22 protein-coding genes are annotated in these 25,947 nt (G+C 71.8%); 10 read left to right on the top strand and 12 right to left on the bottom strand.

The genetic code is table 11. From position 1 onward, the window contains the following. Positions 1-68 precede the first annotated feature (68 nt). Positions 69-1,577, bottom strand: a complete 1,509-nt coding sequence (locus IF11_RS0106645) for a bifunctional phosphatase PAP2/diacylglycerol kinase family protein (protein ID WP_030350498.1) — start codon at positions 1,575-1,577, stop codon at positions 69-71. Positions 1,578-1,758: 181 nt separating this feature from the next. Here IF11_RS0106645 and IF11_RS0106640 point away from each other — a divergent pair, with 181 nt between their 5' ends. After that, positions 1,759-2,976, top strand: a complete 1,218-nt coding sequence (locus tag IF11_RS0106640; RefSeq protein ID WP_030350497.1) for an aminotransferase class I/II-fold pyridoxal phosphate-dependent enzyme — start codon at positions 1,759-1,761, stop codon at positions 2,974-2,976. Between the two features lie 90 nt (positions 2,977-3,066). Here the strand turns inward: IF11_RS0106640 and IF11_RS0106635 are convergent, their stop codons facing one another. Together IF11_RS0106635 and IF11_RS0106630 are read right to left on the bottom strand one after the other, a co-directional pair. Further along, a complete protein-coding gene (locus IF11_RS0106635; RefSeq protein ID WP_051745661.1) occupies positions 3,067-3,711 on the bottom strand; it encodes a DedA family protein in 645 nt (214 codons plus the stop codon). Between the two features lie 11 nt (positions 3,712-3,722). Then, positions 3,723-4,514 (bottom strand): MBL fold metallo-hydrolase, encoded by a 792-nt coding sequence (locus tag IF11_RS0106630; RefSeq protein WP_030350495.1) that lies wholly within the window; start codon positions 4,512-4,514, stop codon positions 3,723-3,725. Between the two features lie 202 nt (positions 4,515-4,716). Here IF11_RS0106630 and IF11_RS0106625 point away from each other — a divergent pair, with 202 nt between their 5' ends. The 4 genes from IF11_RS0106625 (at position 4,717) to IF11_RS0106610 (ending at position 8,280) form a co-directional block, all read left to right on the top strand. Further along, positions 4,717-5,121 (top strand): hypothetical protein, encoded by a 405-nt coding sequence (locus IF11_RS0106625; RefSeq protein ID WP_030350494.1) that lies wholly within the window; start codon positions 4,717-4,719, stop codon positions 5,119-5,121. Positions 5,122-5,326: 205 nt separating this feature from the next. Then, a complete protein-coding gene (locus tag IF11_RS0106620) occupies positions 5,327-7,465 on the top strand; it encodes an alkaline phosphatase family protein (protein WP_420894564.1) in 2,139 nt (712 codons plus the stop codon). Between the two features lie 91 nt (positions 7,466-7,556). Further along, on the top strand, positions 7,557-7,940 hold the full coding sequence (locus IF11_RS36420) for a hypothetical protein (RefSeq protein WP_037727126.1): 384 nt from the start codon (positions 7,557-7,559) through the stop codon (positions 7,938-7,940). 97 nt (positions 7,941-8,037) lie between these two features. Beyond that, positions 8,038-8,280 (top strand): hypothetical protein, encoded by a 243-nt coding sequence (locus tag IF11_RS0106610; RefSeq protein WP_030350492.1) that lies wholly within the window; start codon positions 8,038-8,040, stop codon positions 8,278-8,280. A 73-nt stretch (positions 8,281-8,353) separates the two neighbouring features. Here the strand turns inward: IF11_RS0106610 and IF11_RS0106605 are convergent, their stop codons facing one another. The 6 genes from IF11_RS0106605 to IF11_RS0106580 form a co-directional block, all read right to left on the bottom strand. After that, the gene (locus IF11_RS0106605) at positions 8,354-9,685 is read right to left on the bottom strand and encodes a sulfite oxidase (protein ID WP_051745575.1); all 1,332 of its coding nucleotides are present in this window, start codon (positions 9,683-9,685) and stop codon (positions 8,354-8,356) included. Positions 9,686-9,835: 150 nt separating this feature from the next. Further along, positions 9,836-11,461, bottom strand: a complete 1,626-nt coding sequence (locus tag IF11_RS0106600) for an AbgT family transporter (protein WP_078490503.1) — start codon at positions 11,459-11,461, stop codon at positions 9,836-9,838. 54 nt (positions 11,462-11,515) lie between these two features. Further along, entirely contained in the window at positions 11,516-12,508 is a 993-nt protein-coding gene (locus IF11_RS0106595) for a CE1 family esterase (RefSeq protein WP_063759129.1), read from the bottom strand. Positions 12,509-12,786: 278 nt separating this feature from the next. Next, the gene (locus IF11_RS0106590; RefSeq protein ID WP_030350488.1) at positions 12,787-13,560 is read right to left on the bottom strand and encodes a creatininase family protein; all 774 of its coding nucleotides are present in this window, start codon (positions 13,558-13,560) and stop codon (positions 12,787-12,789) included. Continuing rightward, positions 13,557-14,297 carry a FadR/GntR family transcriptional regulator gene (locus IF11_RS0106585; protein WP_051745573.1) on the bottom strand — a complete coding sequence of 247 codons (741 nt, stop codon included), beginning with the start codon at positions 14,295-14,297 and terminating at the stop codon, positions 13,557-13,559. Before IF11_RS0106585 ends, IF11_RS0106590 begins: the two co-directional genes overlap by 4 nt. 65 nt (positions 14,298-14,362) lie before the next feature. Further along, positions 14,363-15,379, bottom strand: coding sequence for a LacI family DNA-binding transcriptional regulator (locus IF11_RS0106580; RefSeq protein WP_030350486.1), 1,017 nt, complete (start codon positions 15,377-15,379; stop codon positions 14,363-14,365). A gap of 392 nt (positions 15,380-15,771) precedes the next feature. Between IF11_RS0106580 and IF11_RS0106575 the strand changes: the two genes are divergently transcribed. The 5 genes from IF11_RS0106575 to IF11_RS0106555 all read left to right on the top strand — a co-directional run bounded on the left by IF11_RS0106575 (position 15,772) and on the right by IF11_RS0106555 (position 23,501). Beyond that, complete coding sequence (locus tag IF11_RS0106575; protein WP_030350485.1) at positions 15,772-17,064, top strand: ABC transporter substrate-binding protein; 1,293 nt, start codon at positions 15,772-15,774, stop codon at positions 17,062-17,064. Positions 17,065-17,081: 17 nt separating this feature from the next. Beyond that, positions 17,082-18,062 carry a carbohydrate ABC transporter permease gene (locus IF11_RS0106570; RefSeq protein WP_030350484.1) on the top strand — a complete coding sequence of 327 codons (981 nt, stop codon included), beginning with the start codon at positions 17,082-17,084 and terminating at the stop codon, positions 18,060-18,062. Then, positions 18,059-18,919 (top strand): carbohydrate ABC transporter permease, encoded by an 861-nt coding sequence (locus IF11_RS0106565; protein WP_030350483.1) that lies wholly within the window; start codon positions 18,059-18,061, stop codon positions 18,917-18,919. Before IF11_RS0106570 ends, IF11_RS0106565 begins: the two co-directional genes overlap by 4 nt. Before the next feature lie 81 nt (positions 18,920-19,000). Beyond that, entirely contained in the window at positions 19,001-20,284 is a 1,284-nt protein-coding gene (locus IF11_RS0106560) for a glycoside hydrolase 5 family protein (RefSeq protein ID WP_030350482.1), read from the top strand. A 160-nt stretch (positions 20,285-20,444) separates the two neighbouring features. Next, positions 20,445-23,501, top strand: a complete 3,057-nt coding sequence (locus IF11_RS0106555) for an alpha-mannosidase (RefSeq protein WP_030350481.1) — start codon at positions 20,445-20,447, stop codon at positions 23,499-23,501. A gap of 59 nt (positions 23,502-23,560) precedes the next feature. Here IF11_RS0106555 and IF11_RS0106550 read toward each other — a convergent pair whose 3' ends face one another. From IF11_RS0106550 to IF11_RS0106540, 3 genes are read right to left on the bottom strand one after another with little or no spacing between them, the layout of a single operon-like run. Continuing rightward, entirely contained in the window at positions 23,561-23,812 is a 252-nt protein-coding gene (locus IF11_RS0106550; RefSeq protein WP_030350480.1) for a hypothetical protein, read from the bottom strand. A 43-nt stretch (positions 23,813-23,855) separates the two neighbouring features. Beyond that, positions 23,856-24,425, bottom strand: coding sequence for a hypothetical protein (locus IF11_RS0106545; RefSeq protein ID WP_240627905.1), 570 nt, complete (start codon positions 24,423-24,425; stop codon positions 23,856-23,858). Beyond that, a complete protein-coding gene (locus tag IF11_RS0106540) occupies positions 24,422-25,699 on the bottom strand; it encodes a molybdopterin-dependent oxidoreductase (protein ID WP_030350478.1) in 1,278 nt (425 codons plus the stop codon). The genes IF11_RS0106545 and IF11_RS0106540 overlap by 4 nt, the downstream gene beginning before the upstream one ends. Between the last annotated feature and the right edge of the window lie 248 nt (positions 25,700-25,947).

The following is a 25,947-nucleotide window of genomic DNA, read 5'->3' as shown; positions in this document are numbered from 1 at the left end:
GCGCCGTTCGCGCCTGTCCACCGGGATTCCGGGACACCGCCGGGCAGACGGGACTCCCGCGACTCGCTCTACAGCAGCGCCTTCGGCCGGTAGACCGTCAGCGCCTCCTCCGCCTTGTCCAGTATCAATTCCCTGGGGGCCTCGGCCACTTCACCGTCGAACGCGAGTGGCGTACCCGGCGCGATCCGGGCGATCCGTACCCTGCGCATTCGCTCCGCCGCGTGCACCGGCGAACGGCTCAGCGGCCCGGCGAGCGCGGCGGCGAGCAGCCGCGGCCCCGGGGCCCGGCCGCCGTGCACGATCCGTACGTCCAGCAGACCGTCGGCCAGATCGAGCCGGTGGCCCGGGGTCGGCCCCATCGGCTGGTAGATGCCGTTCCCCGCGAACAGCAGCCACAGCGCCCGGTGCCGGCCCTCGAACTCGGCCTCCAGCTGGTGTTCGCCGCGCAGCACCTTCAGCGCGGCCAGGATTCCGGCGGGCCAGCCGCCGATGCGCGGCGCCCAGTGCTCCCGCACCCGTACCAGCTCCGGATAGACGCCCAGGCTGAAGGTGTTGAGGAAGTGCCCTGTCGCCGCCCCGCCGGGCCCGGGGGTGAAGCGTCCCAGGTCGACCCGTACGGCGTCACCCGCCGTCAGCGCCCGGCAGGTGTCCTGGACGGTCTCGATGCCCAGGTCGTACGCGAAGTGGTTGAGCGTGCCACCGGGGAAGACGGCCAGCGGCCGACCGTGCCGTACGGCCGTCGACGCCGCCCGGTTGACCGTTCCGTCGCCGCCGAGGACACCGAGGGCCACGCAGCGGCCGACCGCCTTCGCCAGCTCGGTCTCCACCTCCTCGGGCGGGCACTCCACGACCTCCGCGGCCGGCAGCGCGTCCCGTACCAGCACGGCGGCGTCCGACGATCCGGAGGCCTGGTTGACCACGACCACCAGCCCGTGGCCGCCGGGCAGCGCGGGGGCCTCGGCGTACGGACGTCCCGGTGAGGGCAGTTGGGAACGGGTCGGTACGATGCCGCGCACCGCGAAGGCCGCCCCCACCCCGAGCGCGGCGCCCGCCAGCACATCGCTCGGATAGTGCACGCCCGTATAGACCCGGGAGAGGGCCACGGCGGCGGCCACCGGCGCCACGACGGCGCCCCACCCCTTCGACTCCAGCGCGACCCCGGTCGCGAAGGCGGCGGCCGAGGCCGCGTGCCCGGACGGGAAGGAGGTGGTGAACGGCTGGCGCTTCAGCCGCCGTATCGCCGGTACGGCGTCGAGCAGGGGCCGCTGCCGGCGGACCGCCCGCTTGCCCACGGTGTTGATGGCGGCCGAGGCGAGCCCCAGCGACACGGCGCCCCGCAGGGCGGCCCGGCGCGAGCGCGCCCCGCGTCCCAGCACGGCGATGCCCGCGGCGGCGCCGAACCAGAGCAGTCCGTGGTTGGCGGACCGGCTCAGCCGGGGCAGTACGGGCCCCGCGCCGGGCCAGTGCCGGCCGGCGACGGAGCGGAAGGCCCGTTCGTCCCAGCCGTCGAGCAGTGCCGCGATCCGGGCGCGGGTGCCCGGGGCCGCCTGGCCGTAGGTCCCAGTGGTCTCTGACATGGAACGCGGGTACCCCGCGAGCGGCCGGCCCAAGCGGACCGTACGGGGGAGCGGGCCGAGCGGAGCCGGGGGAGCGGCCGGGCGGCGCCCGGGGAGCAGGGTGCGTCAAACATCCGTATAACTCCATATAAAGGGTCAAAACGAGAGGTCGTAATGGACGGCGACTGCGGGAGGTGGCGGCATGCGGCGAACGGCTCCCGAGGGCCGGGGCCCCGTTCGGTTCGGCCCGGCCGCCCCCGACGCCGGGCTGCCCGCGCTGCCCGAGCTGGTCGGCGAGTGCGCGGGGGCGGCCGGGCACACCTCGCCGCAGCCGCCCGGCGGTGACGCGGTCCTGCGGGAGGCGGCTTCCGGCTACTGGTCGCGGCGCGGTCTGCGCACCGGCCCCGACGACGTGGCCGCCGCGCCCGGCGCGCAGCCGCTGCTGTTCGCGCTGCTCGCCGCGTACGACGGGGATGTCCTGATGCCCCGGCCGTGCCCCGCCTCCTGGACCCCGCAGGCCCGGCTGCTCGGCCGGCCCGCCTACCATGTGCCGGCCCCGGCGGACGCGGGCGGCGTGCCCGATCCGTTCGCCCTGCTGGAGACGGTGCGGCGGGTACGTGCCGAGGGCGGCCGGCCACGGGTGCTGCTGCTCTCCGTCGCCGACGACCCGACCGCCGCGGTCGCCCCGCCGGAACTGGTCCGCGAGGCCTGTGAGGCCGCCGTCGGCGAAGGGCTGCACATCGTCAGCGACGAGACCTGGCGCGACACCCTGCACCGGCCGCACGAGACGGTGCTGCTCAGCCCGGCCGAGATGTGGCCCGACGAGGTCGTCGTCCTCTCCGACCTGGCGGGCGGGCTGCTCCCGGCCGCCTGGCCGATGGCCGTCGCCCGCTACCCGGCCACCGACGCCGGAACCGCGCTGCGGGCCAGGACGCTCGACATCCTCACCGCGCTCGGGGCGATGGTCGCGGGCCCCGTCGCCGCTGCCGCCGCCCACGCGCTCGACGAGCCGGACGCTGTCATGGCCAGGACGCGGGCCACCGCCGCACTGCACGGGCAACTGGCCGCCGCCGCACACCAGCTGGTGCTCGCCTCCGGCGCCCTCGCCGGGGTGCCGCAGGCCGGCCGCCATGTCTACGCCGACCTCGGGCCGCTGCGCGGACAGCTGGCCCGGCTGGGCGTCACCGACTCCATGGAGCTGGAGAACCATTTGAGCCGGCGCCTGGAGGTGCCCGTACCGGGCGGCCACCGGTTCGGGGACGCGCTGGGCGCGCTGCGCGTACGGCTGTCGACGGGACCGCTGCTCGGGGCGACCCCGGAACAGCGGCTGAAGTCCCTCACCGCGACAGCGCCGCTGGACCTGCCGCATGTCGCGCGGGCGCTCGGCCACTTCGGAGCGGTCTTCGACGAACTGCGCTGAAGGGACTCCGGACAGAGCGGACTCCGGGACAGAGCGGACCCGGGGACAGAGCGGACCCGGGGACAGAGCGGACCCCGGCCGGATCGGGAACTACGTCGGCCGGCCCGCCGAGCCCGGACTCTCGTCCCCGCCCGGCCGCCGCAGCCTGCGCCAGAGCGCCGGGGCGCCGCTCAGCACGAGCGTGAGCACCACCGCGGCGAGCACCCCCTCCCAGGCCTCGTCGAAGAGCGAGCCGCCGAGCACCCCGATCAGCTGGTACGTCGCCGCCCAGGCCAGACAGGCCGGCACATCGCCCCGGGCGAACCGGCGCAGCGGCCAGTCCCCGAGCAGACAGGCCAGCATCACCGGAATCCGCCCGGCGGGCACCAGCCGGGAGAGCACCAGCACCGTCACCCCGTGCTCGCGCAGCTTCGTCTGCGCCTGCTCAAGCCGGTCGGGCGGGGCGTGCCGGCGTATCGCCGCCAGCCAGCGCGACCCGTTCTTGGAGCCGACCCCGCGCCGCCCCAGCCAGTAGAGGGATATGTCACCGAGGAAGGCCGCGAACGACGCCACCAGGAAGACATAGAGCATGGAGAGCGGCGCGGTCTGATGGAAGGCCACCACCGCCGCCGAACTCACCACCGCCCCCGTCGGCACCACCGGCACCAGCGCGCCCAGCGTCACCAGCAGAAAGACGGAGGGGTAGCCGACGGCCTGCTGCGTCGACTCGGGTGGCAGCTCCGAGAGTTGCGTCATGAGCCGGTCGATCACAGGCCGGCCTCCGGCCGGGCGCTCTCGCCGTGCCGCAACAGATGGACGGTGACCTTCGGCGCGAGCCGCGCCGCGTGCCGTACGAACTCGTCGCCCGGCGCGTAGAACTCATGGGGGCGGACTCCGTCCAGACCGATGGGCCAGTACGTACCGAAATGCACCGGTACCGCCGCGCTCGGTGCCAGATCGGCCAGCGCCCGCGCCGCCCGCCCGGCGTCCAGATGCCCGGGCCCCAGATGCGGCCCCCAGCCGCCCACCGGCAGCAGTGCCACATCCACCGGGCCCACGGCGTCCGCCATTCCGTCGAAGAGTCCGGTGTCCCCGGCGAAGTACGTCCGGGACGCGCCGCTGATCACAAAGCCCAGGGCGGGGGAGCGGTGCGGTCCGACCGGCAGCCGCCGTCCGTCGTGGCGCGCGGGCACGGCCCGTACCCGCAGCGCCCCGATCTCCACCTCGTCGCCCGCCTCGACCTCGGTGATCCGCAGCCCCGAGGGGTTTCTGCGGGCGTCCAGCCTGCGCAGCCCCGGCACCGACCGCTCGGCGCCGCGCGGCACGATCAGCCGGGTGCCGGGCGCGAGCCTGGTCAGAGACCGCAGATGGAGATGGTCGGAGTGCAGATGCGAGACGAGCACGGCATCGGCGACGTACGCCTCGGGCGGCGGCACCTGACCGCGCCGTCGGCGCAGATGGGCAAGTCGGCGGACGAAGACCGGGTCGGTCAGCACCCGTACCCCGGAGTCCTCGACCGTGCAGGTGGCATGGCCCCACCATGTGATGACAGTTCCCAACGCGACCTCAGCTCCGTCCGCCCGTGGACCGCGCTCCCGCCCCGGGCCCCTCTCCGCACTCAGCGTACGGCGGATGCCCGCACGGGCGGAGCCGGATGCGCTGGTCGCGCGCCGTTGACCGCCGGGTACGCGCCTGCCTCGCGGGGGCGTGCGCCCAGTAGGGTCGGCGGACGGAGGCGAGTGCCGGGGAGCGGGGGCAGGCATGCGTGAGGTACGAGTGGCCGTGATCGCCAGCCTGACGCCGCTGGAGGAGCTGGACAGCGACCCCTTCCTCGTGGACACCCGGGGCCAGCACACGATGTGCGCGCGCTGGGCCGAGGACAAGGGCTATCTCGTCACCCGGCAGCTGCTCCTCTACGGGCTGCGCCCCGACCACTGCGGACTGTGGGCCGACGTCGAAGCGGGGCTGGTGGATCTCTTCGTCGCGGCGAACGAGCGCGTTCTCGAACGGGCGTTCAGTTCGGCGTCCGTCTTCGCCGAGGAATGCGTGCGCAGAGGCGTACCGCTGGAGACCGTCGGACTGGACGAACCACTGTACGACGCCGCCATGAAGGCCGACGTCCACCGCAGGCTCTCGATGCCGACCGCGGGGTACGACGGCTGCTGACCGCTGGATACGACCGCTGCTGACCCGTCGTGACCCCCGGTACCCCGGGGGAGCCCGCGGCGCTCTGTGCGAGGCTGGGCCGAGCCCGTGAGTGCGTACGGGCCCGGACGTGAGGTGACGGAGCGACGTGTTCAAGGGGCGGTGGCGAACGACGGGCGGGGCCCTGCTGCGGGTGATCATCGTATGGGCGGTTTCCACGCTGACGATGCTGGCGCTGGCCGGGATCCTGCCGGACTTCAAGCTTCAGTCGGACAACCAGGACAGCATCACCAGGACCGCGATCACCGCGGCCTGGGGCGCGGGTGCGTTCGGTCTGCTCAGCGCGCTGGTCTGGCCCCTGCTCGTACGCGCGCTGCTGCTCGTCCCCGCGCTGGTCCTCGGTCTGCTGGTGTTCTTCCTGAACGGCTCGCTGCTGCTGATCGCGCTCCGGCTCATCCCCAACGGGCGCGGGGCGGCCAATCCGGAGACCGCCGTGGTGGTCGCGGCCGTGATGTCCGCCGTCGCCTCCGCGACCTCCACGGCGCTCGCGGTCGGTGACGACGACGCCTACCGTCGGCGGCTCTCCCGTCTCGCGGACCGGCGGCGGCGCAGGAGCGGCGAGGACGGCGGGCGCGGCGGACCGCCCGGCACGGTCTTCCTGCAACTCGACGGGGTCGGGCACCAGGTGCTGCTGGAAGCGGTCGCGGCCGGGGTGATGCCGCATGTCGCCGGCTGGCTCGGCGTGCGTCCACCGGACCCGGACGGCGGGCGCGGTACGGCGGACGACGCGGCACGTGTCTCTCCGGGGGACCCGGCGGACAGCGCGCCCGGCGGACAGCGGCCGACCCACCGGCTCACGCCCTGGCGCACCGACTGGTCCAGCCAGACGGGCGCGAGCCAGCTCGGCATCCTGCACGGCTCCAACCACGACGTCCCCGCCTTCCGCTGGTACGAGAAGGACACCGGCCGGATCATGGTCAGCAACCGGCCCGCCAGCGCCGCCGAACTCCAGCGCCGCGCCATCGCCCGCACCAACGACGGGGGCCTGCTCACCCTCGACGGCGCCAGCCGCGGCAATCTCTTCAGCGGCGGCGCCGACCAGCTCGCGCTGGTGCTGTCGATCGCCGCCCGGCGCGGCAGGGCCAACCGCTCCCGGGCCGGCTACTTCGCCTACTTCTCCGACCCCGCCAACGCCGTCCGTACGGTGGTCTCGTTCGTCGCCGACGTCGGCCGCGAGATCGGTGAATCGACCCGGGCGCGGATACGCGGCGACCGGCCGCGGGTCGGCCGGGGCGGGCTCTATCCGTTCATCCGGGCCTTCGCGACCGTCGTCGAACGCGACGTGGTGGTCACGGCCGTGATCGGCGACATGCTGGCCGGACGCACCGCCGTCTACGCGGACCTCGTCGCGTACGACGAGGTGGCCCACCACTCGGGACCGCACAGCCGGGACGCCGAGCGGGTCCTCGCCCGGCTCGACCGCTCGGTCGGACTGATCGCCAGGGCCGCCGAGCACGCCCCCCGTACGTACCGGATCGTGCTGCTCTCCGACCACGGGCAGAGCCCCGGCGAGACCTTCGAGGGCGCGTACGGACTCACCCTCAAGGATCTGGTCAGGGCCGGCTGCGGGCTGCCCGTGTCGCGCCGGGCCGAGCGTACGAAGAGCGGCGCGGAAGCGCGCGAGGCGGCCCGGCACGCGGTCCGCGGCGCGCTGCACCGCCCGGAGCCCGAGGGCGCCGACGAGAAGCCCGCGCACGGTTCGGACCCGGTCGTGCTCGCTTCCGGGAATCTCGCCCTGATCTCCTTCCCCGACGTACCGGAGCGGATGAGCCGCGAGCAGATAGACCGGCGCCATCCCGCGCTGCTGCGGACCCTCGCCAGCCATCCGGGGATCGGCTTCCTGCTGGTACGGAGCGAGGAACACGGCTCGGTGGTGCTCGGCCCCGGCGGGACGGAGGTGCCGGTCGACGCGCTCGACGACAGCGGTCCGCTCGCCGGTATGGGCCCCGGCGCGGCCGACGCCGTACGGCGCACGGACTCCTTCCCGCATGTCGCGGACATCATGGTCAACTCGATGTACGACCCGGCGACCGGCCGCGTGCACGCCTTCGAGGAACAGATCGGCTCGCACGGCGGGCTCGGCGGCGAGCAGTCGCGGGCCTTCCTGCTGTCACCGCTGGTGCTCTCCGCGCCGGTCCCCGACAGCGGCGAACTCGTGGGCGCCGAGCGGGTGCACGCGGTGCTCAGACGGTGGCTGAGGGAGGGCAGCGGACCGCAGGTGCCGCTGGGAACGGTGTCCGTTCCCGTGGCGAATACGCGCTCCGACGAGGCACGAACCGCCGAGGAGGAGAGGGACTCGGCGTAGGTCGCGTACCCCGTGTGAGCGGTTTCCGCCGGTAGCAGGACGGCGCGGGTGTGTTTCTGGGCAGAGGTGCGTTGTCCAGGAGGTCGTGCCCATGAAGCGTGCCACGTCCGTTCCCACCCGCGCCGCGGTTGCCCGCGCCGCCGCCGCGCACCGGGCCGCCCTGGTGGCGCTGCTGGTGCTGATCGCCTTCCTGGGCATGTCGATCGCGCCGTCCTCGGCGGCGATGCGGGACCCCGAGTCCCTGCCGCCCGCGTCCGGTTCCCGTGACCCGGCGGGCGAGGGACACCAGGACACCGCCGAGACCGAGCAGTCCGCCCCGGCCAGGACCGAGCGGACGGGCAGGGAGCCCCAACAGCCCCTGACCCAGACCGGACTGTTCGGCGAGCGGGCACGGGTTCCGTACGTCGGACGGTGCGTGCCGACGTGGCCGCCGCGCGCGCCGGTCACGCCGCGCTGTGTGGTGCTGCGCTGCTGACAGGTCCCGCCCTTCAGTGCCTCGTGGGGCTCTGAAGTGCCTTTCGGACCACAGCAGTCGCGTTTCTTCAGCACCTTCTCACTGTGAGGACACAGCCATGCCCATTGACCCCTTCGCCGCGCTCAACGCCATGATCCGCGCCGAGGCCGCACGCTCCGACGCCTCGAACCTCCGTCGCCGGGCCCCGAGTCCGGGCGGTGGGTCGGACGATTCCGGGTGGGACTCCGAACCCATCGCCGCCGCCGACCGGCGTCTCGCCGAGCGGGGTTCCCTCGACCGGCGCTCCGTCGACCGACGGGCCAAGGACGAGGGACGGGGTGAGCGCGGTACCGTCCAGTAACATCTCCCGCGCCCTCGTGCGCTGTTGAAGACGGCCGGCCGTGTCCGCACGGCCGGCCGTCCGGCGCTCCCGGTCAGACGACTGTCACCCGGTGGCGTACCACGGCGTCGAACAGATAGCCCTGCGTGTTGTGGACGGCCACCTCGGGCTGGACGCGGCCCGAGCCGTCCGTCGCGCGCGCCAGCAGTACGGCGGGGCCCGGACCGCCCGGTGTCCAGTCGGCGGACCAGCGGACCCAACCGCCGCGCCGGGGCGCGTCATGCAGCCGCGCGCGCCGCCAGCGCGTCCCGCCGTCGGTACTGATCTCCACCGACCGTACCGGCGCCCCGCCCGACCAGGAGCGCCCGGTCAGCACCCGCGGCCGACGGGCGGCGACGGTGGCGCCGTCCGCCAGCTCGAAGGCGCTCTTGAGGGTCTGCCGGGTCAGCGGCGCACTGCCCTCGGGCGGATACCCGGCGCCGAACAGCCGGTAGAGCGTGGTGTTCCAGGGGCTGTACAGCGGCTCGGCGCTCACCTCGATGTCACCGAGCCACTTGATGTTCGCGATGCCCACCCAGGACGGGACGATCAGCCGGACCGGATAGCCGTGGTCGGGCGGCAGCGGCTCGCCGTTCAGCTCGTACGCGAGCAGCACGTCGTCCAGCGCCTTGGCCACCGGCAGCGGCCGGCGCACCCGGCCCAGATTCGTTCCCTCGCTGATGACCTCGTCGTCCAGGCCGCGCGGCAGGACGTCGACGGCGTCGGGGCTCAGGCCCGCGCGGCGCAGCACCTCGGCGAGCCGCACCCCGCGCCACCGTCCGACCCCGATGGCGCCCAGCGTCCAGGCCGTACCGGACACCTGCTGGTTCTGCTGGGTGGTGTAGTAACTGCGGCCGTTCCCGGCGCACTCGATGAACGCGGTACGGGTCACGGACGGGAGCGCGCGCAGCTCGTCGTAGCCGAAGTCCACGGAGCCGCCGCGCAGTCCGCTGCCCCAGATCGTCAATGTCCAGGCGGCGGCGTCGATCCGGGGCGTGACGGTGTGGTTGCGGACGAAGAAGTGGCTGGCGGGTGTGTGCGGGCCGGTGGTGCGCAGCGCCGCGAAGTTGGTCTCGGCGTTGGTGCCCCGGATGGTGAACACCTCGGACGGCAGCGGTTTCACGATGCCGGGGGCCGCGGCGGGGGCCGCGGCGGGGGCCGCGACGGGCGCAGCCGGTGAGGCGGCCCGCGCGATGCCTGGCGCCGCCGCGGCGAGCGGTCCGGCGGCGGCGGCCGTCGCGAACAGCCGCAGCAGATCACGGCGTTCGACCTCGGCGGAGCGGGCCCGGCCGCGCCGCCACTGGCGCAGCCGGATCCGGTCGTACGCGGATTCGGCGGATTCGCCGGACTCAGCGGATTCGGTCGGAGGAGGGGATGCCAGGGACATGCCGGGAGAGTCGCAGCGGCCCGATCGCCCCGTCAACCGCCGGCCGGGGTATTTCATACCGTCGAAATAACCCTGCGGCACGGCCGCATGGACGGCCGCATGGACAGAGGGGAGGGCCGCAGGAGCCCTCCCCTCGTCCCCGGCGCCGGCTCAGCGCACCGGAGCCCCCGGGCCGAGCGGAATACCCACCGCCCACCAGACGAGGAACAGCGCGGTCCACGCGACCGTCATCGCCAGGGCCAGCGGCAGGGTGTACGAGGCCAGCGTGCCGATCCCCGCGCTCTTGCGGTAGCGCTGGAGGAAGCCCAGCGCCATCACGAAGTACGGACTCATCGGCGTGATCGCGGTCGACCCCGAGTCGGCGATCCGGAACAGCGCCTGGGTCGTCTCGGCGGGCACGCTCACCAGCATCAGCATCGGCACCAGAACGGGCGCGCACATCGCCCACATCGCCGACCCGCTGGTGACCATGACATTGACCAGCGTCAGCAGGACGAGGATCAGCAGGAACACCAGGACGATCGGCATCCCGCTCTGCTCCAGCGCCTCCGCCGCCCTGACCGCGAGCACATCACCGATATGGGTCCAGTCGAAGTACGCCAGGAACTGGGCGATCGCGAAGAACAGCACCAGCACCGGCGCCATCTGCATGATGCCCCGGCCCATCAGCTTCGGTATGTCACCGGCCGAGGTGACGGAGCCCGAGCGGTAGCCGTACACGATGCCCACCAGCCCGAAGACCAGCGCGACGACCGCCGCGATGCCGTCCAGGAACGGCGACTCCACGATGCTGCCGCCCTCACCGCGCAGCGGTGACGACTGGGGCACCATGACCGCGACGAGCACCACGAGCGCCGCCAGCAGGGCGAGTACGGCCGCGCGCAGCGCCGAGCGTTCCCGCGCGCTGAGGGTGAGCGCCCCGAGGTCCTCCAGATCGGCGTCGGGATCCGCGTCGAGATCCGGCCGCTTGCTCAGGACGAACTTCGTCACCAGCGTGATGACGAGGGCCAGCAGCAGCGACGAGGCGATATTGAAGAACCAGTTGCTCAGCGGCGACACATACGCGTCGTCGCCGCCCACGATCCGCGCCGCGGCGGTGGTGATCCCGGCGAAGATGGCGTCGTTGGGCGTGGGGACCGGGCTCGCGTCGTACCCCGAGGCGATGGAGGTGTACGCGACCACGACGCCGAGGATCGGGGAGCGCCCCACGGCCCGGAACGCCAGCCCGCCCAGCGGTACGAGGATGATGTAGGCGGCGGCCGAGGCGACATGGGAGACGGTGCCGGCGAAGGCGACGGCGAACACCACCCACGAGGCCGGTACCCGCGAGACACCGACCCGCATCAGCGCCGCGAGGAAGCCGGTGCGTTCGGCCACGGCGACACCCATGATCACCACGACGATGGTGGCCATCGGCGGGAAGGTGGCGAAGTTCTCGATCATCGTCGAGACGGCCATGGCGAGCCCGTCACCGCTGAGCAGATTCTGCACGGTGACGGTCTTGTGGTCGCTGGGGGAGACGACGGAGACATCGGCGGCGGCCAGTATCGCGCTGATGACCGCGAGCAGGGCGGAGAGGATCCAGAACAGCCAGAACGGGTGCGGCAGCGCGTTGCCCGCCCGCTCGATGACGGCCATCGCGCGGACGATGCGCGGGAGCCGGGTCCCGTCGTCGGTCGCGGCCGGGGCGGCGGACCCGGTTCCGTCTGTTCCGTCGGGGGGTCCGTCGGGTGGTGGGGAGGGTCTGCCGGGTGGTGCGGGTGGCGGCGTGGTCATGGGAGCGGGCTCCTTGCTCGGTTCCTGCGGGCGGCGGGGCGCGGGGGGCGGGTCTCAGTGACGGGGGGACGCGGGGGACGCGGGGGTACGGAACGGGCGCAGGAACTGCCACATGACCTCGTGCGCCTCGATGGTCTGCGTGGTGTATCCGCCGCCGCTGTAGCTGTCGGCGCCGGGCCAGGTGTGTCCGCCGTCGGTGACCGCGACATGCCGTACCTCGGCCCCTCGGTCGCAGCCGCGCCAGCGGGCGACGGTGATGTCGGGCTCGGTCACCCGGTCGCGGGCGCGGGAGGCGCAGCCGTTCCGCTCGGCCCACTCCGCCAACCAGTCCTGGATGGCGGGCAGTCCGCGGTCGGCGTCCCCGGCGTACGGGATGGTGGCATCGCCGGTGCCGTGGAACTCGATGACGGGCACCGGACGGGACGGCTCGCACGGCTCACCGGTGGGATAGAGGGCGGCGGCCACGGGCGCGATGGCGGCGATCCGGTCCGCCATGCGGCAGGCGAGCAGGGTGGAGACGAACCCCGCCCCGTTGGACTTCCCGGTGGCGTACACCCGCCGCTCGTCCACGCAGAGGGTGGACTCCAGCCGGTCCAGGAGGTCTTCGGTGAACCGGACGTCGTCCACTCCGGCCGCCGCGTACGGAGCGCCCTGCCACGCCTGGCGGTCCCCGTCACCGGTGCCGATGACCCCGTCGGGGTAGACCACGACCGCCGGCAGGGTGGAGAGCTTGGAGAACTCCTCCGTACCGGCACCGGTGTTGCCCCGGCCGTGGAAGGCGAGGATCACCGGCCAGTCGCGCTTCTCGGCGTAGCCGGCCGGGAGATGGAGCTGATACGTACGGTCCCGGCCGCCGCTGCTGATCGTGTGCGACGCGCTGGTGCCGGGCGCATGCGGGGCGGGCAGCCGGCAGGCGGCCTTCGATGTGCCGTGCGGTACGGGGGCGGCGGTCGCGGTCCCGGTCAACGCTCCGGTAGTCGCTCCGGTCGTCGCGAGGCACAGGACGAGGCCCACGGCGGCGGTCGCCATCCGTTGGAGGGAGTTCATGGCAGGCTCCTTCTGCCGGACGCCTGGGGCGGACGGCTCACTGGATTTCGGCAGGGGTGCCCCATGAGGCGGGGCGGGGATCGCGGCGCGGAGGCGCGATGCGGGCGGCGTGAGGGCTGACACGGAGCGCTCACGCGCGCGGAGGTGGTGCGCGAGGGGTGTTGTCGTACGGACCCGGCGATGCGGGCGGGTGCTGCCTACGGCACCACGCGCGCCCTTACAGCGGCGCGGGCGGCGCGGTGCCGGCTGCGGGGAAGTGGCGGGCGCGGGCGCCCGGTTCAGGCGTCCAGCCACTCCTTGACGAAGGCGACCACACGGACCACAACGGCGTCGACGACCGCCTGTCCGTCCTCGGCGGTCGCCCGGCGCGGGTCACCGAGGATTCCATTGGGGCTGAGCCGGTCGTAGCGCACGACGAGCGCGGGGTGGGCGCCATGGCGCGAGAGCCGGGAGAGCGGGTCGAGTTGGGCGGTGGAGGTCGTACCGGCGGTGAGCCGGTCGGTGTGGACCAGTCCGGGCGCGAGATGGAGCATCTGCGCGGTCTCGGCCTCGCCGCTGTGACCGTGCACCTCGCTGACCCCCATCCCGGACACGACATCGGCCGCGAGCGGGGTGACGGGGGTCCAGGCGAACTGGAGACCGGGGTGGGTGGTGAGCAGATCCTGCGCCACCGTGGACAGCGTGGCGTTGTTGCCGCCGTGGCCGGTGATGACGAGCACCTTCCGCCAGCCGTGCCGGTACAGGCTCTCCACGTACTCACGGACCACCGCGGCCAGGGTCGTGGTGGTGAGCGTGACCGTGCCGGCGAAGGCGAGATGGTGCGGGGAGACCCCGACCGGCAGCGGGGGGCCGATCACCGCGCGGCCGGCCAGCGCGGCGGCCACGCGTTCGGCCACGCCCTCGGCCCGGATCGTGTCCGTGGCCAGGGGCATCGCGGGACCGTGCTGTTCGAACGCGCCGGCCGGGATGATCACCACGGGGCTGGCCGTGACGGCGGTGGCCGCCTCTTCGGTGGTCATCTCGGCGAGTCGCAGGGGCGGCGCGGCGTTCATCGGGGGATCTCCAGATCTGTTCCGGCGCTGTCTTCCGTTGTCGCCGTCGCCGTGTCGGTGTCCGGGAAGTCGGCGGCGAGGACCGCCTCGCGGATGAAGCCCAGATGTTCCCGGGTCAGCCGCTCGGCCGCCTCCGCGTCCCCGTCCCGTACCGCCTCGAAGATCTCCACATGCTCCGCGTGGTCCCGTGCGCGGTCGTTGTAGCGGTGCCGGATCTCGACCTGCTCCCGCGCTCTGACCTGGAGCAGCGCCTCGACGGTCTCGCGCAGCAGCGCGTTGCCGCTCGCGGCCGCCAGCACCACATGGAAATGCACCGAGGCCCGCAGCGACTCGCGCGGCGGATGCAGCGCGTTGGCCGCCGCGGTCCGCAACCGCTCCACTGCTTCCGGTACGCGGGTACGCGCCGCGGCGGCGGCCACGGCGGGTTCCAGCACCAGCCGCGCCTCGACGAGTTCGAGCACCGACTCGCGACTGCCGCGCGGAAGATGCGGATTGGCGAGCAGCCGTCGCTCACTGCCCGGCCCGACATACGTTCCCGAGCCGTGCCGGAACTCCACCACACCGGTGGCCTCAAGCCTGCGCAGGGCCTCGCGGACCGTGGGCGTGGTGACGTCGAACCGGCGGGCGAGGTCACGCGAGGACGCCAAGGCGTCCCCGGGGACCAGCTGTTCGGTACGGATGATCTCGACGATGCTGTCCGCCAGATGCTCGGACAGTGACAGTTCACTGCGACTCATGAAGTGAATAGATCACTTGATCTCTTCGGGTGTCAATGGTCGTGCGGCGATGTATTTCCGACGCGTTACGGCCGCGCGGGAGCCAGGCTCTCCCGCTCGATCAGCCGGGGCAGCGGCACTTGTACGGTGCGGGCCCCGCCGCCGTCGAGCAGCGCCGCCAGCTCCGTCGCGGCGATCCGGCCGAAGGCGACCGAGTCGCGGGAGAGCGCGGTGAGCCACGGGCGCACCAGCCGGCAGAGGGCCGAGTCCTCCCAGGAGATGACCGAGACATCGCCGGGCACGGAGAGACCGAGCCCCGTCGTCACCGCCGCCCCGGCCGCGGCCATCACATCGTTGTCGTAGATCAGGGCGGTCGGCGGGCGGTCCTCCTCCAGCACCCGGCGGGTCACCGCCGCGCCCTCGGTGTCGGAGTAGTCGGTGGTCAGCGAGCGGGCCTCGGGCAGCCCGCGCCGGTCGGCCTCGATCCGCAGCGAGCGGATACGGCGCTCCGTATGGGCGAGCGTGGGCAGCCCCGCGATATGGACGATGCGCCGGTGCCCCAGCTCATACAGCCGGCCCACGATCGCGGCCATCGCGCCCGCGTCGTCGGCCCGTACCTGCGACAGGCCGGGGTGGCGGCCCGTATCGCCGGCGGGCAGCGCGCCGATGACGACACCGGGAAGTCCCAGCTCGTCCAGGAGATCGGGGCGGGGGTCGTCGGTCCTGGGGTCCACGACCAGCACGCCGTCGACGCGGTGCTCCGCCCACCAGCGCCGGTAGACCGCGCACTCGGCGTGCACATCCTCCACCACCTGGAAAAGCAGGCCGAGTTGACGTTCTGACAGGATCTCCTGGATGCCGGAGATCAGCTGGAGAAAGAACGAGTCGACACCGAGGGTCGCCGCCGGACGGGCCAGCACCAGGCCGACGGTCGCCGAGCCCTCGCCCGACAGCGCGCGGGCGGCGGTACTGGGCCGCCAGCCCAGTTGCTCGGCGACCCGGCGTACCCGGTCGCGGGTCACCTCGGAGACCCCGGGGCGGTCATTGAGCGCGAAGGAGACCGCGCTCTCCGAGACCCCGGCGCGCTGGGCGATGTCCTTCATGGTCGGACGGCGCGGGGGAGTACGTCTGGCCTTGGGCGTGCCCCTGTCCGACGGCGGGTTCGCTGCCACCCGTGTGCCTCTTTTCTCGCGTTCCCCGGTGCGTTCTCCGCAACGGGGGCATCGCAGGGCCTTCCGGCCGTACCGGACGAGCCATGTGGACCCCGTACTAATGCGCTTGAGTCAGAGCATCCTAAAGCGCATTAGTGTCATACCGCAAGGAAAGCAAAAGAACCGCTCTGACCTGCTGTGATACCAGAACGATGGGCTTTTGTCGCACGAATGTGTTGACTTTCACCCGAACGCATTGCAAGGTCTGCTGGACATATGCAGCCGTGGCTCGCAGCTCCGGCTGGCCGTACGCACGCCTGGTCCGAGCAAAGGAGCCGTTCTCCGTGCGCATCTCCCGAAGAGCAGTCGCTGTCGCCGCTGTTCTCGCCACCGTTCTGCCACTCAGCGCCTGCAGTGGAGGTTCCGGCGACGATTCCTCCGACGCCTCGGGCCCGGTCAAGGGCAAGATCACCTTCCAGACCTGGAACCTCCAGGCCAACTTCAAGGACTACTTCAACGGAGTCATCAAGGACTTCGAGAAGAAGTACCCCGACACCGAGGTGAAGTGGGTCGACCGGCCGGCCGAGGGCTACGCCGACAAGCTGAGCGCCGACGCCGCCGGCGGCACGCTGCCGGACGTCGTCAATGTCTCGCCCGACCTGGTGGCCCCGCTGGCGAAGGCCGGGCTCGCGCTCGACCTCGACAAGGACGAGACGGCGGCCTCGTTCCGCGACGAGTATCTGCCGGGCGCGTGGCAGAGCCACCAGATCCCGGGCATGGACGGCACGTACGGCTTCCCCTGGTACCTCAACACCGGCCCGATGTTCTACAACAAGCGGCTCTTCGAGGAGGCCGGACTCGACCCCGAGAAGCCGCCGACGACCTATGACGAGGTCTTCGACCAGGGGCTGAAGCTGGCCAAGCAGAGCGACGGCGAGATCGCCACGCTCGCGCAGGTGCCCACCATCGAGGACTTCGGCCGCTACGGCGTCCAGCTGATGAACAAGGAAGGCACCGGCTTCGCCTTCAACGACGCCAAGGGGGTGGAAATGCTCACCCGCTACAAGGAGTTGTTCGACAAGAAGGCGCTCGACCCGCAGGCGCTCACCGCCACGCCCGAGTCCTCCGGGACCAAGTTCCTCACCGAGTCCGTGGCCATGAACCCGGGCAGCGCGCTGGACCTGGAGAACTTCAAGACCAAGGCCCCGACGCTCTACAAGAACATCGGGATCACCGACCAGGTCACCAGCACCGGCAAGGTCAACATGTACGTCATGGGCGTCATGGTGAACGAGAAGACCAAGCAGAAGCCCGCCGCCGTGGCGTTCGCCCACTTCGTGACCGACGCGACCCGCCAGATGTCGTTCGCCAAGCAGGTCGCCATCTTCCCGAGCACCAAGGGCTCCCTGGACGACCCGTACTTCACCAAGGAGGACGGCACCGACGAGACGCGCGTACGCGTCGCCGCCGCCAAGTCCCTGAAGACGGCCGTCAATTACACGCCCGTCCTGTTCAGCGAGCAGATGAAGACCGAGCTGCGCAACCAGGTCGCCAAGGCGCTCCAGGGCAAGCAGAGCCCCCAGGAGGCGCTCGACCGCGCGGTCGAGGCCTGCGACACCCTGCTCAAGCAGAGCTGAGAGCCGAGCCCCGCACCATGAAAAGCACCACCGCTCCCAGGGCGCTCTCCTCGGACGCCGCCGCGGCGGGGCCCACGCACCGGAGCTCCGGCTCCGGCCGTGGGCCCCGCCGCGGCCCCGCGACCGGCATCAGACGCCAACTTTCCTTCAGCCCCTGGCTGTTCGCCGCGCCGGGACTGCTGATCGTCGGTGCCTTCAGCCTCTATCCGTTCCTCAGCACGCTGGTCAACTCCTTCACCGACCGGCGGACCCTGGTCCCCGGCGAGTTCGTGGGGCTGGCCAACTTCCGGGAACTGATCCATGACGAGATGTTCTGGATCGGCCTGCGGAACAGCGCGCTGTATGTCGTCGGGGTCGTCCCGGCGCTGATCATCCTGCCCCTGCTGCTCGCCCTCCTCGTCCAGCGCAACATCCCCGGCATCACGTTCTTCCGCTCCGCCTTCTACACCCCCGTGGTCGCCTCGATCGTGGTGGTCGGGCTGATCTGGGTGTGGATGCTGGACGACCGGGGACTGATCAACGCGGTGCTGGAGGCGGTGGGGGCCGGCAGGATCGGCTTCCTCAGCGACCAGTGGCTGCTGCTGTTCAGCGCGATGGCCGTCACGGTCTGGAAGGGCCTCGGCTACTACATGATCATTTACCTGGCCGCGCTGGCCAACGTGCCGCGCGAGTTGCACGAGGCCGCCGCCGTGGACGGGGCGGGCGCCATCCGTCGCTTCGTCACCGTCACCGTACCGGCGGTCCGTTCCACCATGGTCCTCGTCGGGGCGCTGTCGTCGGTCGCCGCCTTCAAGGTGTTCTCCGAGGTCTATCTGATGGCCGGGCCCAGCGGCGGCCCCGCCGGGGAGGACACCACGCTGGTGATGCTCGTCCAGCGGGTCGGAACCGGGCTGAGCGGCCGGGTCGGCTACGCCTCCGCCATCTCCGTGGTGGTCTTCGTCGTCACGGTCGCCCTGATGCTGCTGGTGCTCCGCGCCGACCGCAAGGAGGACGCGTGAGCTTCCCGAAGACCATCGACGCCGACGGCCGGCGCATCGCACCCTGGCAGCTCGCGCTGCGGTACGTCCTGCTGCTCGTGATGCTGCTCGTGATGATCGGACCGTTCGTGTGGCAGTTGTCCACCTCGCTCAAGGGCATGCACGAGGACATCTACAGCTCCCCGCCGAAGTTCCTCCCGAGCGAGCCGACGCTGGACAACTTCGGCCGGGTCGCCGAGATCATCCCCGTCTGGGACTACGCGTTCAACTCCCTCAAGGTCGCCTCCGCCAATGTGATCACCAACTGCGCCGGCGCCGCGCTGGCCGGTTACGCGCTGGCCCGGATGCGCTACCGAGGCCGCCGCGCCGCGACCCTCGCGTTCATCCTCGCCATGCTCGTGCCCGTCGAGGGCATCATCATCGCCCAGTTCACCACCATGCGTGATCTCGGTCTGAACAACACCCTGCTCGGGGTGCTGCTGCCGGGATCCATCGGCGCGATGAACGTCCTGCTGATGCGCAACGCCTTCCTCAACCTTCCGCAGGAGGTGGAGGAAGCGGCCTTCGTCGACGGGGCCAACACCTGGCAGCGGTTCCTGCGGATCGCGCTGCCATCGGTCAAGGGCACCCTCGCGGTGGTGGCGATCTTCGCCTTCATGGGCGCCTGGGACGACTTCCTCTGGCCGCTGATCGTCCTCAGCGACCCGGAGAACTTCACCCTGACCATCGGACTGAACTATCTGCACGGCACCTTCGCCCAGGACCCACGGCTGGTCGCGGCGGGTACGGTCATCGCTGTCGTGCCGCTCATCGTGCTCTTCGCCTGTCTCCAGCGTTACTTCTTCCGGGGCGTCGGCGAAGGCGCCGTAAAGGGCTGACAACAGGCCCGCGCCCCGCCGCAGATCCCGTACCCCCGCCCGCTGTCCAACGCGCCACAGAACCAGGACAACGTTGCCAGTATGAGCACTCCCGCGCCGCGCTTCGGCGCCAACTACACGCCCAGCCAGGGCTGGTTCCACCACTGGCTGGACTTCGATCTCGACGAGGTACGCGCCGACCTGGACTCGATCGCGGGACTCGGCCTGGACCACATCCGGGTCTTCCCGCTCTGGCCGCTCTTCCAGCCCAACCGCACACTCATCAGGCCCCGCGCCGTCGAACAGCTCGTCCAGCTCGCCGACGCCGCCGCCGAACGCGGTCTGGACGTCAATGTCGACGGACTCCAGGGCCACTTGTCGAGCTTCGACTTCCTGCCCGCCTGGACCCAGACCTGGCACCGGCGGAACATCTTCACTGACAACGATGTCGTCGCGGGGCAGGCGGAGTATCTCCGTACGCTCGCCGCCGCCCTCGCCGACCGGCCGAACTTCATCGGTATGACCATCGGCAACGAGATCAACCAGTTCTCCGGGCCGCCGCACCCCGATCCCGACCCCATCACCCCCGCGCAGGCCGCCGACTGGCTCCGGCGGCTGCTGGCCGCGTGCGAGGAGGGGGCGCCCGGCAAGCTCCATCTGCACGCCGAGTACGACGCCGCCTGGTACCAGGACGAGCACGCCTTCACCCCCGCGCACGCGGCCAGGATCGGCGCCGTCACGGCCGTACACTCCTGGGTCTTCAACGGCACCGCGCAGCGGCACGGCCGCACCGGCACCGCCACCGAGCACCACGCCGCCTATCTGATCGAGCTGTCCAAGGCGTGGGCGCTGGATCCGCACCGGCCGGTCTGGCTCCAGGAGGTCGGCGCCCCGGCGCCGCTGATCGCGGCCGAGCACGCCGCCGCGTTCACCGAAGCGACCGTGGCCAACGCGCTGGACTGCCCCGATGTCTGGGGCGTCACCTGGTGGTGCTCGCACGATGTGTCGCGCTCGCTCGCCGACTTCCCCGAACTGGAATACAGCCTCGGCCTGCTGACGAACGACCGGCAGGTCAAACCGGCCGGGAAGTCCATCGCCCGGATCGTCGAGGAGTGGCGCGGCAGAACGTACCGCCCGGCGCCCCGCACCACCGCGCTCGTGGTCGACATCGGTGACGACGAGACCGCGGACTACCCGGTGGGGGACGGTGAGCGGGCGCCCGCCCGGAGCACCTGCCGTCCCGGCGGGGCGTTCTTCGAGGCCTTCGCGCGGCTCACCGAGGCGGGCGCCCGCCCCACCGCCGTCCTCGCGAGCCGCGCCGAGGACAGGGAGCATCTGGCGGCCCGCCACATCACCGAGGTCGTCCACCCGGATCAGGTCCGGTGAGTCCGGTGACCGGGGAAACGGGTAGTACCTGCCCCATGACCCGTATCGCGCCGGCCCGTATCCCTCCGGCCCGTATCGCGCCGACCCGTATCCCGTGTACGTGTAGTCCCTGACCCTTCCCGGTAACCCGCACCCACACGCACCTCAGGAGCACCCCCTCATGCACGACGACCGCAGCCTGGTGGAGGCCCGCCTCAAGCGCGTCCTCGACGAGCGCATCCGGCCCGCCGTATACCCCGAATCGATACCGCTGGACGTCGCTGTCTGGAACGCGCCGGGCGAACCCGTACCCGTCGAAGAGGGCCTGGCGGGCCCGGCCGAGCCGGTCAAGGCCGGCGACCGGTGGGGCGCGCCCTGGGGCACCAGCTGGTTCCGGGTCTCCGGGACCGTCCCCGAGAACTGGGCGGGCCGTACGGTCGAGGCGATCCTCGACCTCGGCTTCGACGAGAACATGCCCGGCTTCCAGTGCGAGGGCCTGGTCTACCGGCCCGACGGCACCCCGGTGAAGGGCCTCAACCCGCGCAACCAGTGGGTACGGATCGGAGCGCCCGTCGCGGGCGGTGAAGAAGTGCTCCTCCATGTCGAGGCCGCCTCCAACCCGGTGATCCTCGACTACCACCCCTTCCTGCCGACCAGGCTCGGTGACAAGGAGACCGCGGGCAGCGAGCCGCAGTACACCCTGGCCCGGATGGATCTCGCGGTCTTCGACGAGACCGTCTGGCAGCTGATCCAGGACCTGGAGGTGCTGGGGGAGCTGATGGCCGAGCTGCCCGTCGACGGCGCCCGCCGCTGGGAGATCCTGCGCGCGATCAGCCGCGCGCTCGACGCGGTCGACCTCCAGGACGTGAACGGCACCGCGGCGGCGGCCAGGGAACGGCTCGCCGAGGTCCTGGCGACCCCCGCGCCGCCGACAGCGCACCGCCTCAGCGCGGTCGGCCATGCCCATATCGACTCCGCCTGGCTGTGGCCGCTGCGCGAGACGGTACGCAAGGTCGCCCGTACGACCGCCAATATGACTGCGCTGCTGGAGGACGAGCCCGAGTTCGTCTTCGCGATGTCGCAGGCGCAGCAGTTCGCCTGGATCAAGGAGCACCGGCCCGAGGTCTACGCCAAGGTCAAGCGGGCCGTGGCCGACGGCCGGTTCGTACCGGCCGGCGGTATGTGGGTGGAGTCCGACACCAATATGCCCGGCTCCGAGGCGATGGCCCGGCAGTTCGTGCACGGCAAGCGCTTCTTCCTCGACGAGTTCGGTATCGAGAACGACGAGGCGTGGCTGCCCGACACCTTCGGTTTCGCGGCGGGGCTGCCGCAGATCATCAAGGCCGCCGGGTCCAAGTGGCTGCTGACCCAGAAGATCAGCTGGTCCACGATCAATAAATTCCCGCACCACACCTTCCGCTGGGAGGGCATCGACGGCACGCGCATCTTCACCCACTTCCCGCCCGTCGACACATACAACTGCTCGATGACGGGCGAGCAGATCGCCCACGCCGCCAAGAACTTCAAGGAGAAGGGCGTCGCCAGGCACTCCCTCGCGCCGACCGGCTGGGGCGACGGAGGCGGCGGCACGACCCGCGAGATGATCGCCAAGGCGGCCCGGCTGCGCAGTCTCGAAGGCTCCGCGACGGTCGAGTGGGAGACGCCCGGTGAGTTCTTCGCCAAGGCCGAGGCGGAGTACCCCAATCCGCCCGTCTGGGTGGGCGAGCTGTATCTGGAGCTGCACCGCGCCACCCTCACCAGCCAGGCCAAGACCAAGCAGGGCAACCGGCGGAGCGAGCATCTGCTGCGGGAGGCCGAGCTGTGGGCCGCGACCGCCGCCGTACGCACCGGCGCGCCGTACCCGTACGAGCAGCTGGACCGGATCTGGAAGACCGTGCTGCTGCACCAGTTCCATGACATCCTGCCCGGCTCGTCGATCGCCTGGGTGCACCGCGAGGCGGAGAAGACCTACGCGGCCGTCGCGGCCGAGCTGAACGCGATCGTGGACACGGCGCAGCGCGCTCTCGCCGGGGACGTGTCCGGCGGGACGACCCTGCTCTTCAACTCCGCGCCGCACGCGCGCGGCGGTGTCCCGGCGGGCGCGGCGGGACCGGTCGGCGGGAGCGGCAGCGCGCAGCTGTCGCCGCGCGAGGGTGGCGGATATGTCCTCAGCAACGGGCTGCTCGAAGTGGAGGTCGACAGCCGCGGCCTGGTCGTCTCCGTCTACGACATCAGCGCGGAGCGCGAGACCGTCGCCCCCGGCGAGGCGGCCAACCTCCTCCAGATCCACCCCGACTTCCCGAACCAGTGGGACGCGTGGGACGTGGACGAGTTCTACCGGAACACCGTCACCGATCTGACGGACCTCGACGTACTCACCCCGGTCGGGGAGAGCGACGCCCAGGCTGAGGCGCTGTCGGCCGGCGCGGTCGGAGTCCGGGTCGTACGCGGCTTCGGCTCCTCGAAGGTCACCCAGCTGCTGACGCTCGCCCCCGGGGTCAAGCGGCTCGACATCGACACCGAGGTCGACTGGCACGAGACGGAGAAGTTCCTCAAGGCGGCGTTCCCGCTGGACGTCCACGCCGAGCGGTACGCGTCGGAGACCCAGTTCGGCCATGTGTACCGGGCCACCCACACCAACACCAGCTGGGAGGCGGCCAAGTTCGAGGCGTGCAACCACCGCTTCGTGCATCTGGAGGAGCCGGGGTGGGGTGTCGCGCTGGTCAACGACTCGACGTACGGACATGACGTGACCCGTACGGTCCGCGCCTCGGACGCCGGTACGACCACGACCGTCCGGGTCTCGCTGCTGCGCGCCCCGCGCTTCCCCGACCCCGAGACGGACCAGGGCGTCCACCGCTTCCGGCACGCCCTGGCGCCCGGTGCGTCGATCGGTGACGCGGTCCGCGAGGGCTACCGCGTGAACCTGCCGGAGCGCCGGATCCCGGGCGACGCCGAGGTGGCCCCGCTGGTGAGCGTCGACAACGACGCCGTCGTCGTCAGCGCCGTCAAGCTGGCCGACGACGAGAGCGGCGATCTGGTCGTACGGCTCTACGAGTCGACCGGCGGACGGGCGAAGGTACGGGTCGACGTCGGCTTCGAGACGACCGGACTGGCCGTGACCGATCTGCTGGAGCGTCCGCTGGCGGATGTGGAGCTGCCAGAGTTGGCAGACGGGTCCGTCCAGCTGGCACTGCGTCCGTTCGAACTGGTCACGCTGCGGCTGACGCGCGGCTGACCTCCGGCCGGCACACGCGGCGGGCGCCCTCATCAGACAGGGCGTCCGCCGTCGTGCCGTCATGTGTGAGGCCGCTGAGCCAGTGCCTGCGCGGCCACCAGATGGAGGAACTCCCGCTCGTTGCCCGCCAGACCCGCCGCGCGGAGCGCTTCGTCCGCCTCGGCGATCGGGGCGGCGAGCAGCGGCGCCGCCAGGGACGCCTGCAGCGGGTCGTCCAGTACGGCGCGCACGGCCGCCAGGAGGCGAAGATAGGCCCGCGCCGCGGTGCACTCACCCGACGTGCTCGATGTAAGGGACGTGGTGGTGGTCATCCCGGCTTCCTCTCAATGGATCTGTCGGACCCTCAAGTCTGGGTCATGGGTCTGACAACCGGCCCGAGGAGCGGCCGGGCCACAGCCGCCGCCAGGGCGCTCTCGGGCGGCGGGACCACAGATTTGGCCAGCTCCGCACCAGCAGCCAGCACGCGGAGAGCGCGAACAGCGCGGCGGTGATCAGCAGCCAACGACCCAGGAAGACATCGATATCGAGCCGGGTGGCCGGCTCGTACGGCTCCGGGGTCCGCAGCACCAGCGGCCAGTACACCAGCAGCAACAGCGACGACAGAAAGGCCGGAACGCGTACGTAGTTGACGCCCGCGCGCGGCACCGGCCGCCGACGCCGTGCCAGGGCGGCCCCGACGGCCCGGTCGCCGAGCGTGTACAGCGGCACCAGCACGAGATCGTGCAGCACCGCCGCACCCACGAACCAGAGCAGGATCAGCGGCCAGTCGCCCGCCAGCAGCCGGATCCCGGCGTATCCGCAGAGCGCGAACGAGGCCAGCAGAATGAGGAGTTGGCCCGGCGACTCCCCGTACAGCCGGCGGAAGCGCCGACGTACGTCCAGATGACGGCGCAGCTCCCGCCAGTTCGGCCGCGGCCTTCTCATACGGGCCATGACGACTCCCCGAAGCTCAGCCGCCGGACCCACTTGGTGTTCATCACACCCGGCGCGCCCGGCACGATGATCCGCGCCGGATAGCCGTGATCCGCCGACAGCTCGGCGCCGTTGACCCGGAGGGCCAGCAGCGAGCGCGGATCGCGTACCTGATTGTCCCGCAGCGCCACCGAGCGGAAGGAGCCGTGCGACTGCACCGACTCCACGAACACGCTCGGCGGCGCGTCCCCCATCCCCACCAGGGCGCCGAGATCGGTCAGCCGGACCCCCTCCCAGTGCTGGTCGGAGGTGGACCAGCCCTCCACACAGGCGATCGGCAGCGCGGAGACGTGCCGGGGCAGCCGTTCCAGCTCGGCCCGGGTCAGTACGGTCTCCCTGCCACCGCCCCGTACCGTCAGCCGCCAGCCGGGACCGATGTCCCGCGCCCGGATCCCCACCGCCGTCACCCCCTTGTTGATCTGGAAGCCGTTCGGACCAGAACCGGGTTCGCGGCCGTGCGGGGCGAGCAGCGCCGTACCGCGCAGCGAGCCACCGATGCTCTGACCGGCCGTCACCACGAGCAGCGCCAGCGAGCCCAGCCCCACCATCCCGAGCGCGCCGCGCCGCGAGAGGGTGGGCGGCGCCGGATCGCGGGAGACCAGACCGGTCTCGTCCAGCGGCTCGGGTACGGTCCGCGCCACCGGAGTCCGCAGCTCGGCGCGGAGGTCCCGGCCGCGCAGCGCCCGCACCGTACGCGGCAGCCGCAGGGCGGCATGGGCGACGAACGCCCCGATGAACACCCACGCCCCGTAGAAGTGCAGTGGATAGAACGAGCCCGGGAAGATGTACTCCAACTGGACGTTGAGCACGCCGGTCGCGAACTCGAACAGCCCGCCCCCGACGAGGAACAGCAGCGACAGCCGGTCCAGCGCGTGGCCGGGCGAGCGCACCGGCGGCATCACGAACAGCTTCGGCGCGACCGACCACAGCTTCGCGAGCAGCACCGGTACGAGCACGATCCCGAGCGTCACATGCACGCCCTGCGTGACGCGGTAGAGCCAGTAGGGGTCGGTCGGCCAGGCGAAGAGATAGAAGCCGAGCAGTCCCTTTTCCGGAGTCTTGTCATTGACCGGGGACAGATCGGGGTTGTACGCGAGATAGGACACCAGCCCCGTCAGAAAGAGGATGGGAATGCCGATCAGCAGCACCACGGCGAAGACGGAGGTCAGCCAGGGCCCACGCAGCGGGCTGCGCCACGGCGGGGTGAGGCGGGTGGGGACTTTCATACCGGCGACCGTAGGGCGCGGAAGGCGCCGGACGCGGTTTCGACTCATGACCAAACCCTGACGTCGGTCATCGCCCCCCGGACGGCGGGAGATCTGACGGTTCGGTGACGCGGCCTGTCGCTCGCCCCGGTACGGGGGACCGCGCGCCTAACGTGACGGGCGTGACCCTGCTACCCCGCCCCGGCGCGGGCTCCGAACTCGCGGAAACGTCGGCCACGGAAGCCACGGAAGCCACGGCCACCCCGGCC

Origin of the sequence: Streptomyces scopuliridis RB72 (assembly GCF_000718095.1) — a bacterium.
GTDB lineage: Bacteria > Actinomycetota > Actinomycetes > Streptomycetales > Streptomycetaceae > Streptomyces > Streptomyces scopuliridis.
This window is presented reverse-complemented; position numbering and strand designations above follow the sequence as displayed.

What these genes read in the sequence shown, in the direction of transcription:
- IF11_RS0106625 (WP_030350494.1), top strand. Translation starts at nt 4,717, where the DNA reads ATGCGTGAGGTACGAGTGGCCGTGATCGCCAGCCTGACGCCGCTGGAG.
- IF11_RS0106580 (WP_030350486.1), bottom strand. Translation starts at nt 15,379, where the DNA reads ATGAAGGACATCGCCCAGCGCGCCGGGGTCTCGGAGAGCGCGGTCTCC.
- IF11_RS0106645 (WP_030350498.1), bottom strand. Translation starts at nt 1,577, where the DNA reads ATGTCAGAGACCACTGGGACCTACGGCCAGGCGGCCCCGGGCACCCGC.
- IF11_RS36420 (WP_037727126.1), top strand. Translation starts at nt 7,557, where the DNA reads ATGAAGCGTGCCACGTCCGTTCCCACCCGCGCCGCGGTTGCCCGCGCC.
- IF11_RS0106560 (WP_030350482.1), top strand. Translation starts at nt 19,001, where the DNA reads ATGAGCACTCCCGCGCCGCGCTTCGGCGCCAACTACACGCCCAGCCAG.
- IF11_RS0106555 (WP_030350481.1), top strand. Translation starts at nt 20,445, where the DNA reads ATGCACGACGACCGCAGCCTGGTGGAGGCCCGCCTCAAGCGCGTCCTC.
- IF11_RS0106620 (WP_420894564.1), top strand. Translation starts at nt 5,327, where the DNA reads ATGCTGGCGCTGGCCGGGATCCTGCCGGACTTCAAGCTTCAGTCGGAC.
- IF11_RS0106540 (WP_030350478.1), bottom strand. Translation starts at nt 25,699, where the DNA reads ATGAAAGTCCCCACCCGCCTCACCCCGCCGTGGCGCAGCCCGCTGCGT.
- IF11_RS0106550 (WP_030350480.1), bottom strand. Translation starts at nt 23,812, where the DNA reads ATGACCACCACCACGTCCCTTACATCGAGCACGTCGGGTGAGTGCACC.
- IF11_RS0106600 (WP_078490503.1), bottom strand. Translation starts at nt 11,461, where the DNA reads ATGACCACGCCGCCACCCGCACCACCCGGCAGACCCTCCCCACCACCC.
- IF11_RS0106570 (WP_030350484.1), top strand. Translation starts at nt 17,082, where the DNA reads ATGAAAAGCACCACCGCTCCCAGGGCGCTCTCCTCGGACGCCGCCGCG.
- IF11_RS0106590 (WP_030350488.1), bottom strand. Translation starts at nt 13,560, where the DNA reads ATGAACGCCGCGCCGCCCCTGCGACTCGCCGAGATGACCACCGAAGAG.
- IF11_RS0106605 (WP_051745575.1), bottom strand. Translation starts at nt 9,685, where the DNA reads ATGTCCCTGGCATCCCCTCCTCCGACCGAATCCGCTGAGTCCGGCGAA.
- IF11_RS0106585 (WP_051745573.1), bottom strand. Translation starts at nt 14,297, where the DNA reads ATGAGTCGCAGTGAACTGTCACTGTCCGAGCATCTGGCGGACAGCATC.
- IF11_RS0106545 (WP_240627905.1), bottom strand. Translation starts at nt 24,425, where the DNA reads ATGAGAAGGCCGCGGCCGAACTGGCGGGAGCTGCGCCGTCATCTGGAC.
- IF11_RS0106610 (WP_030350492.1), top strand. Translation starts at nt 8,038, where the DNA reads ATGCCCATTGACCCCTTCGCCGCGCTCAACGCCATGATCCGCGCCGAG.
- IF11_RS0106640 (WP_030350497.1), top strand. Translation starts at nt 1,759, where the DNA reads ATGCGGCGAACGGCTCCCGAGGGCCGGGGCCCCGTTCGGTTCGGCCCG.
- IF11_RS0106635 (WP_051745661.1), bottom strand. Translation starts at nt 3,711, where the DNA reads ATGACGCAACTCTCGGAGCTGCCACCCGAGTCGACGCAGCAGGCCGTC.
- IF11_RS0106595 (WP_063759129.1), bottom strand. Translation starts at nt 12,508, where the DNA reads ATGAACTCCCTCCAACGGATGGCGACCGCCGCCGTGGGCCTCGTCCTG.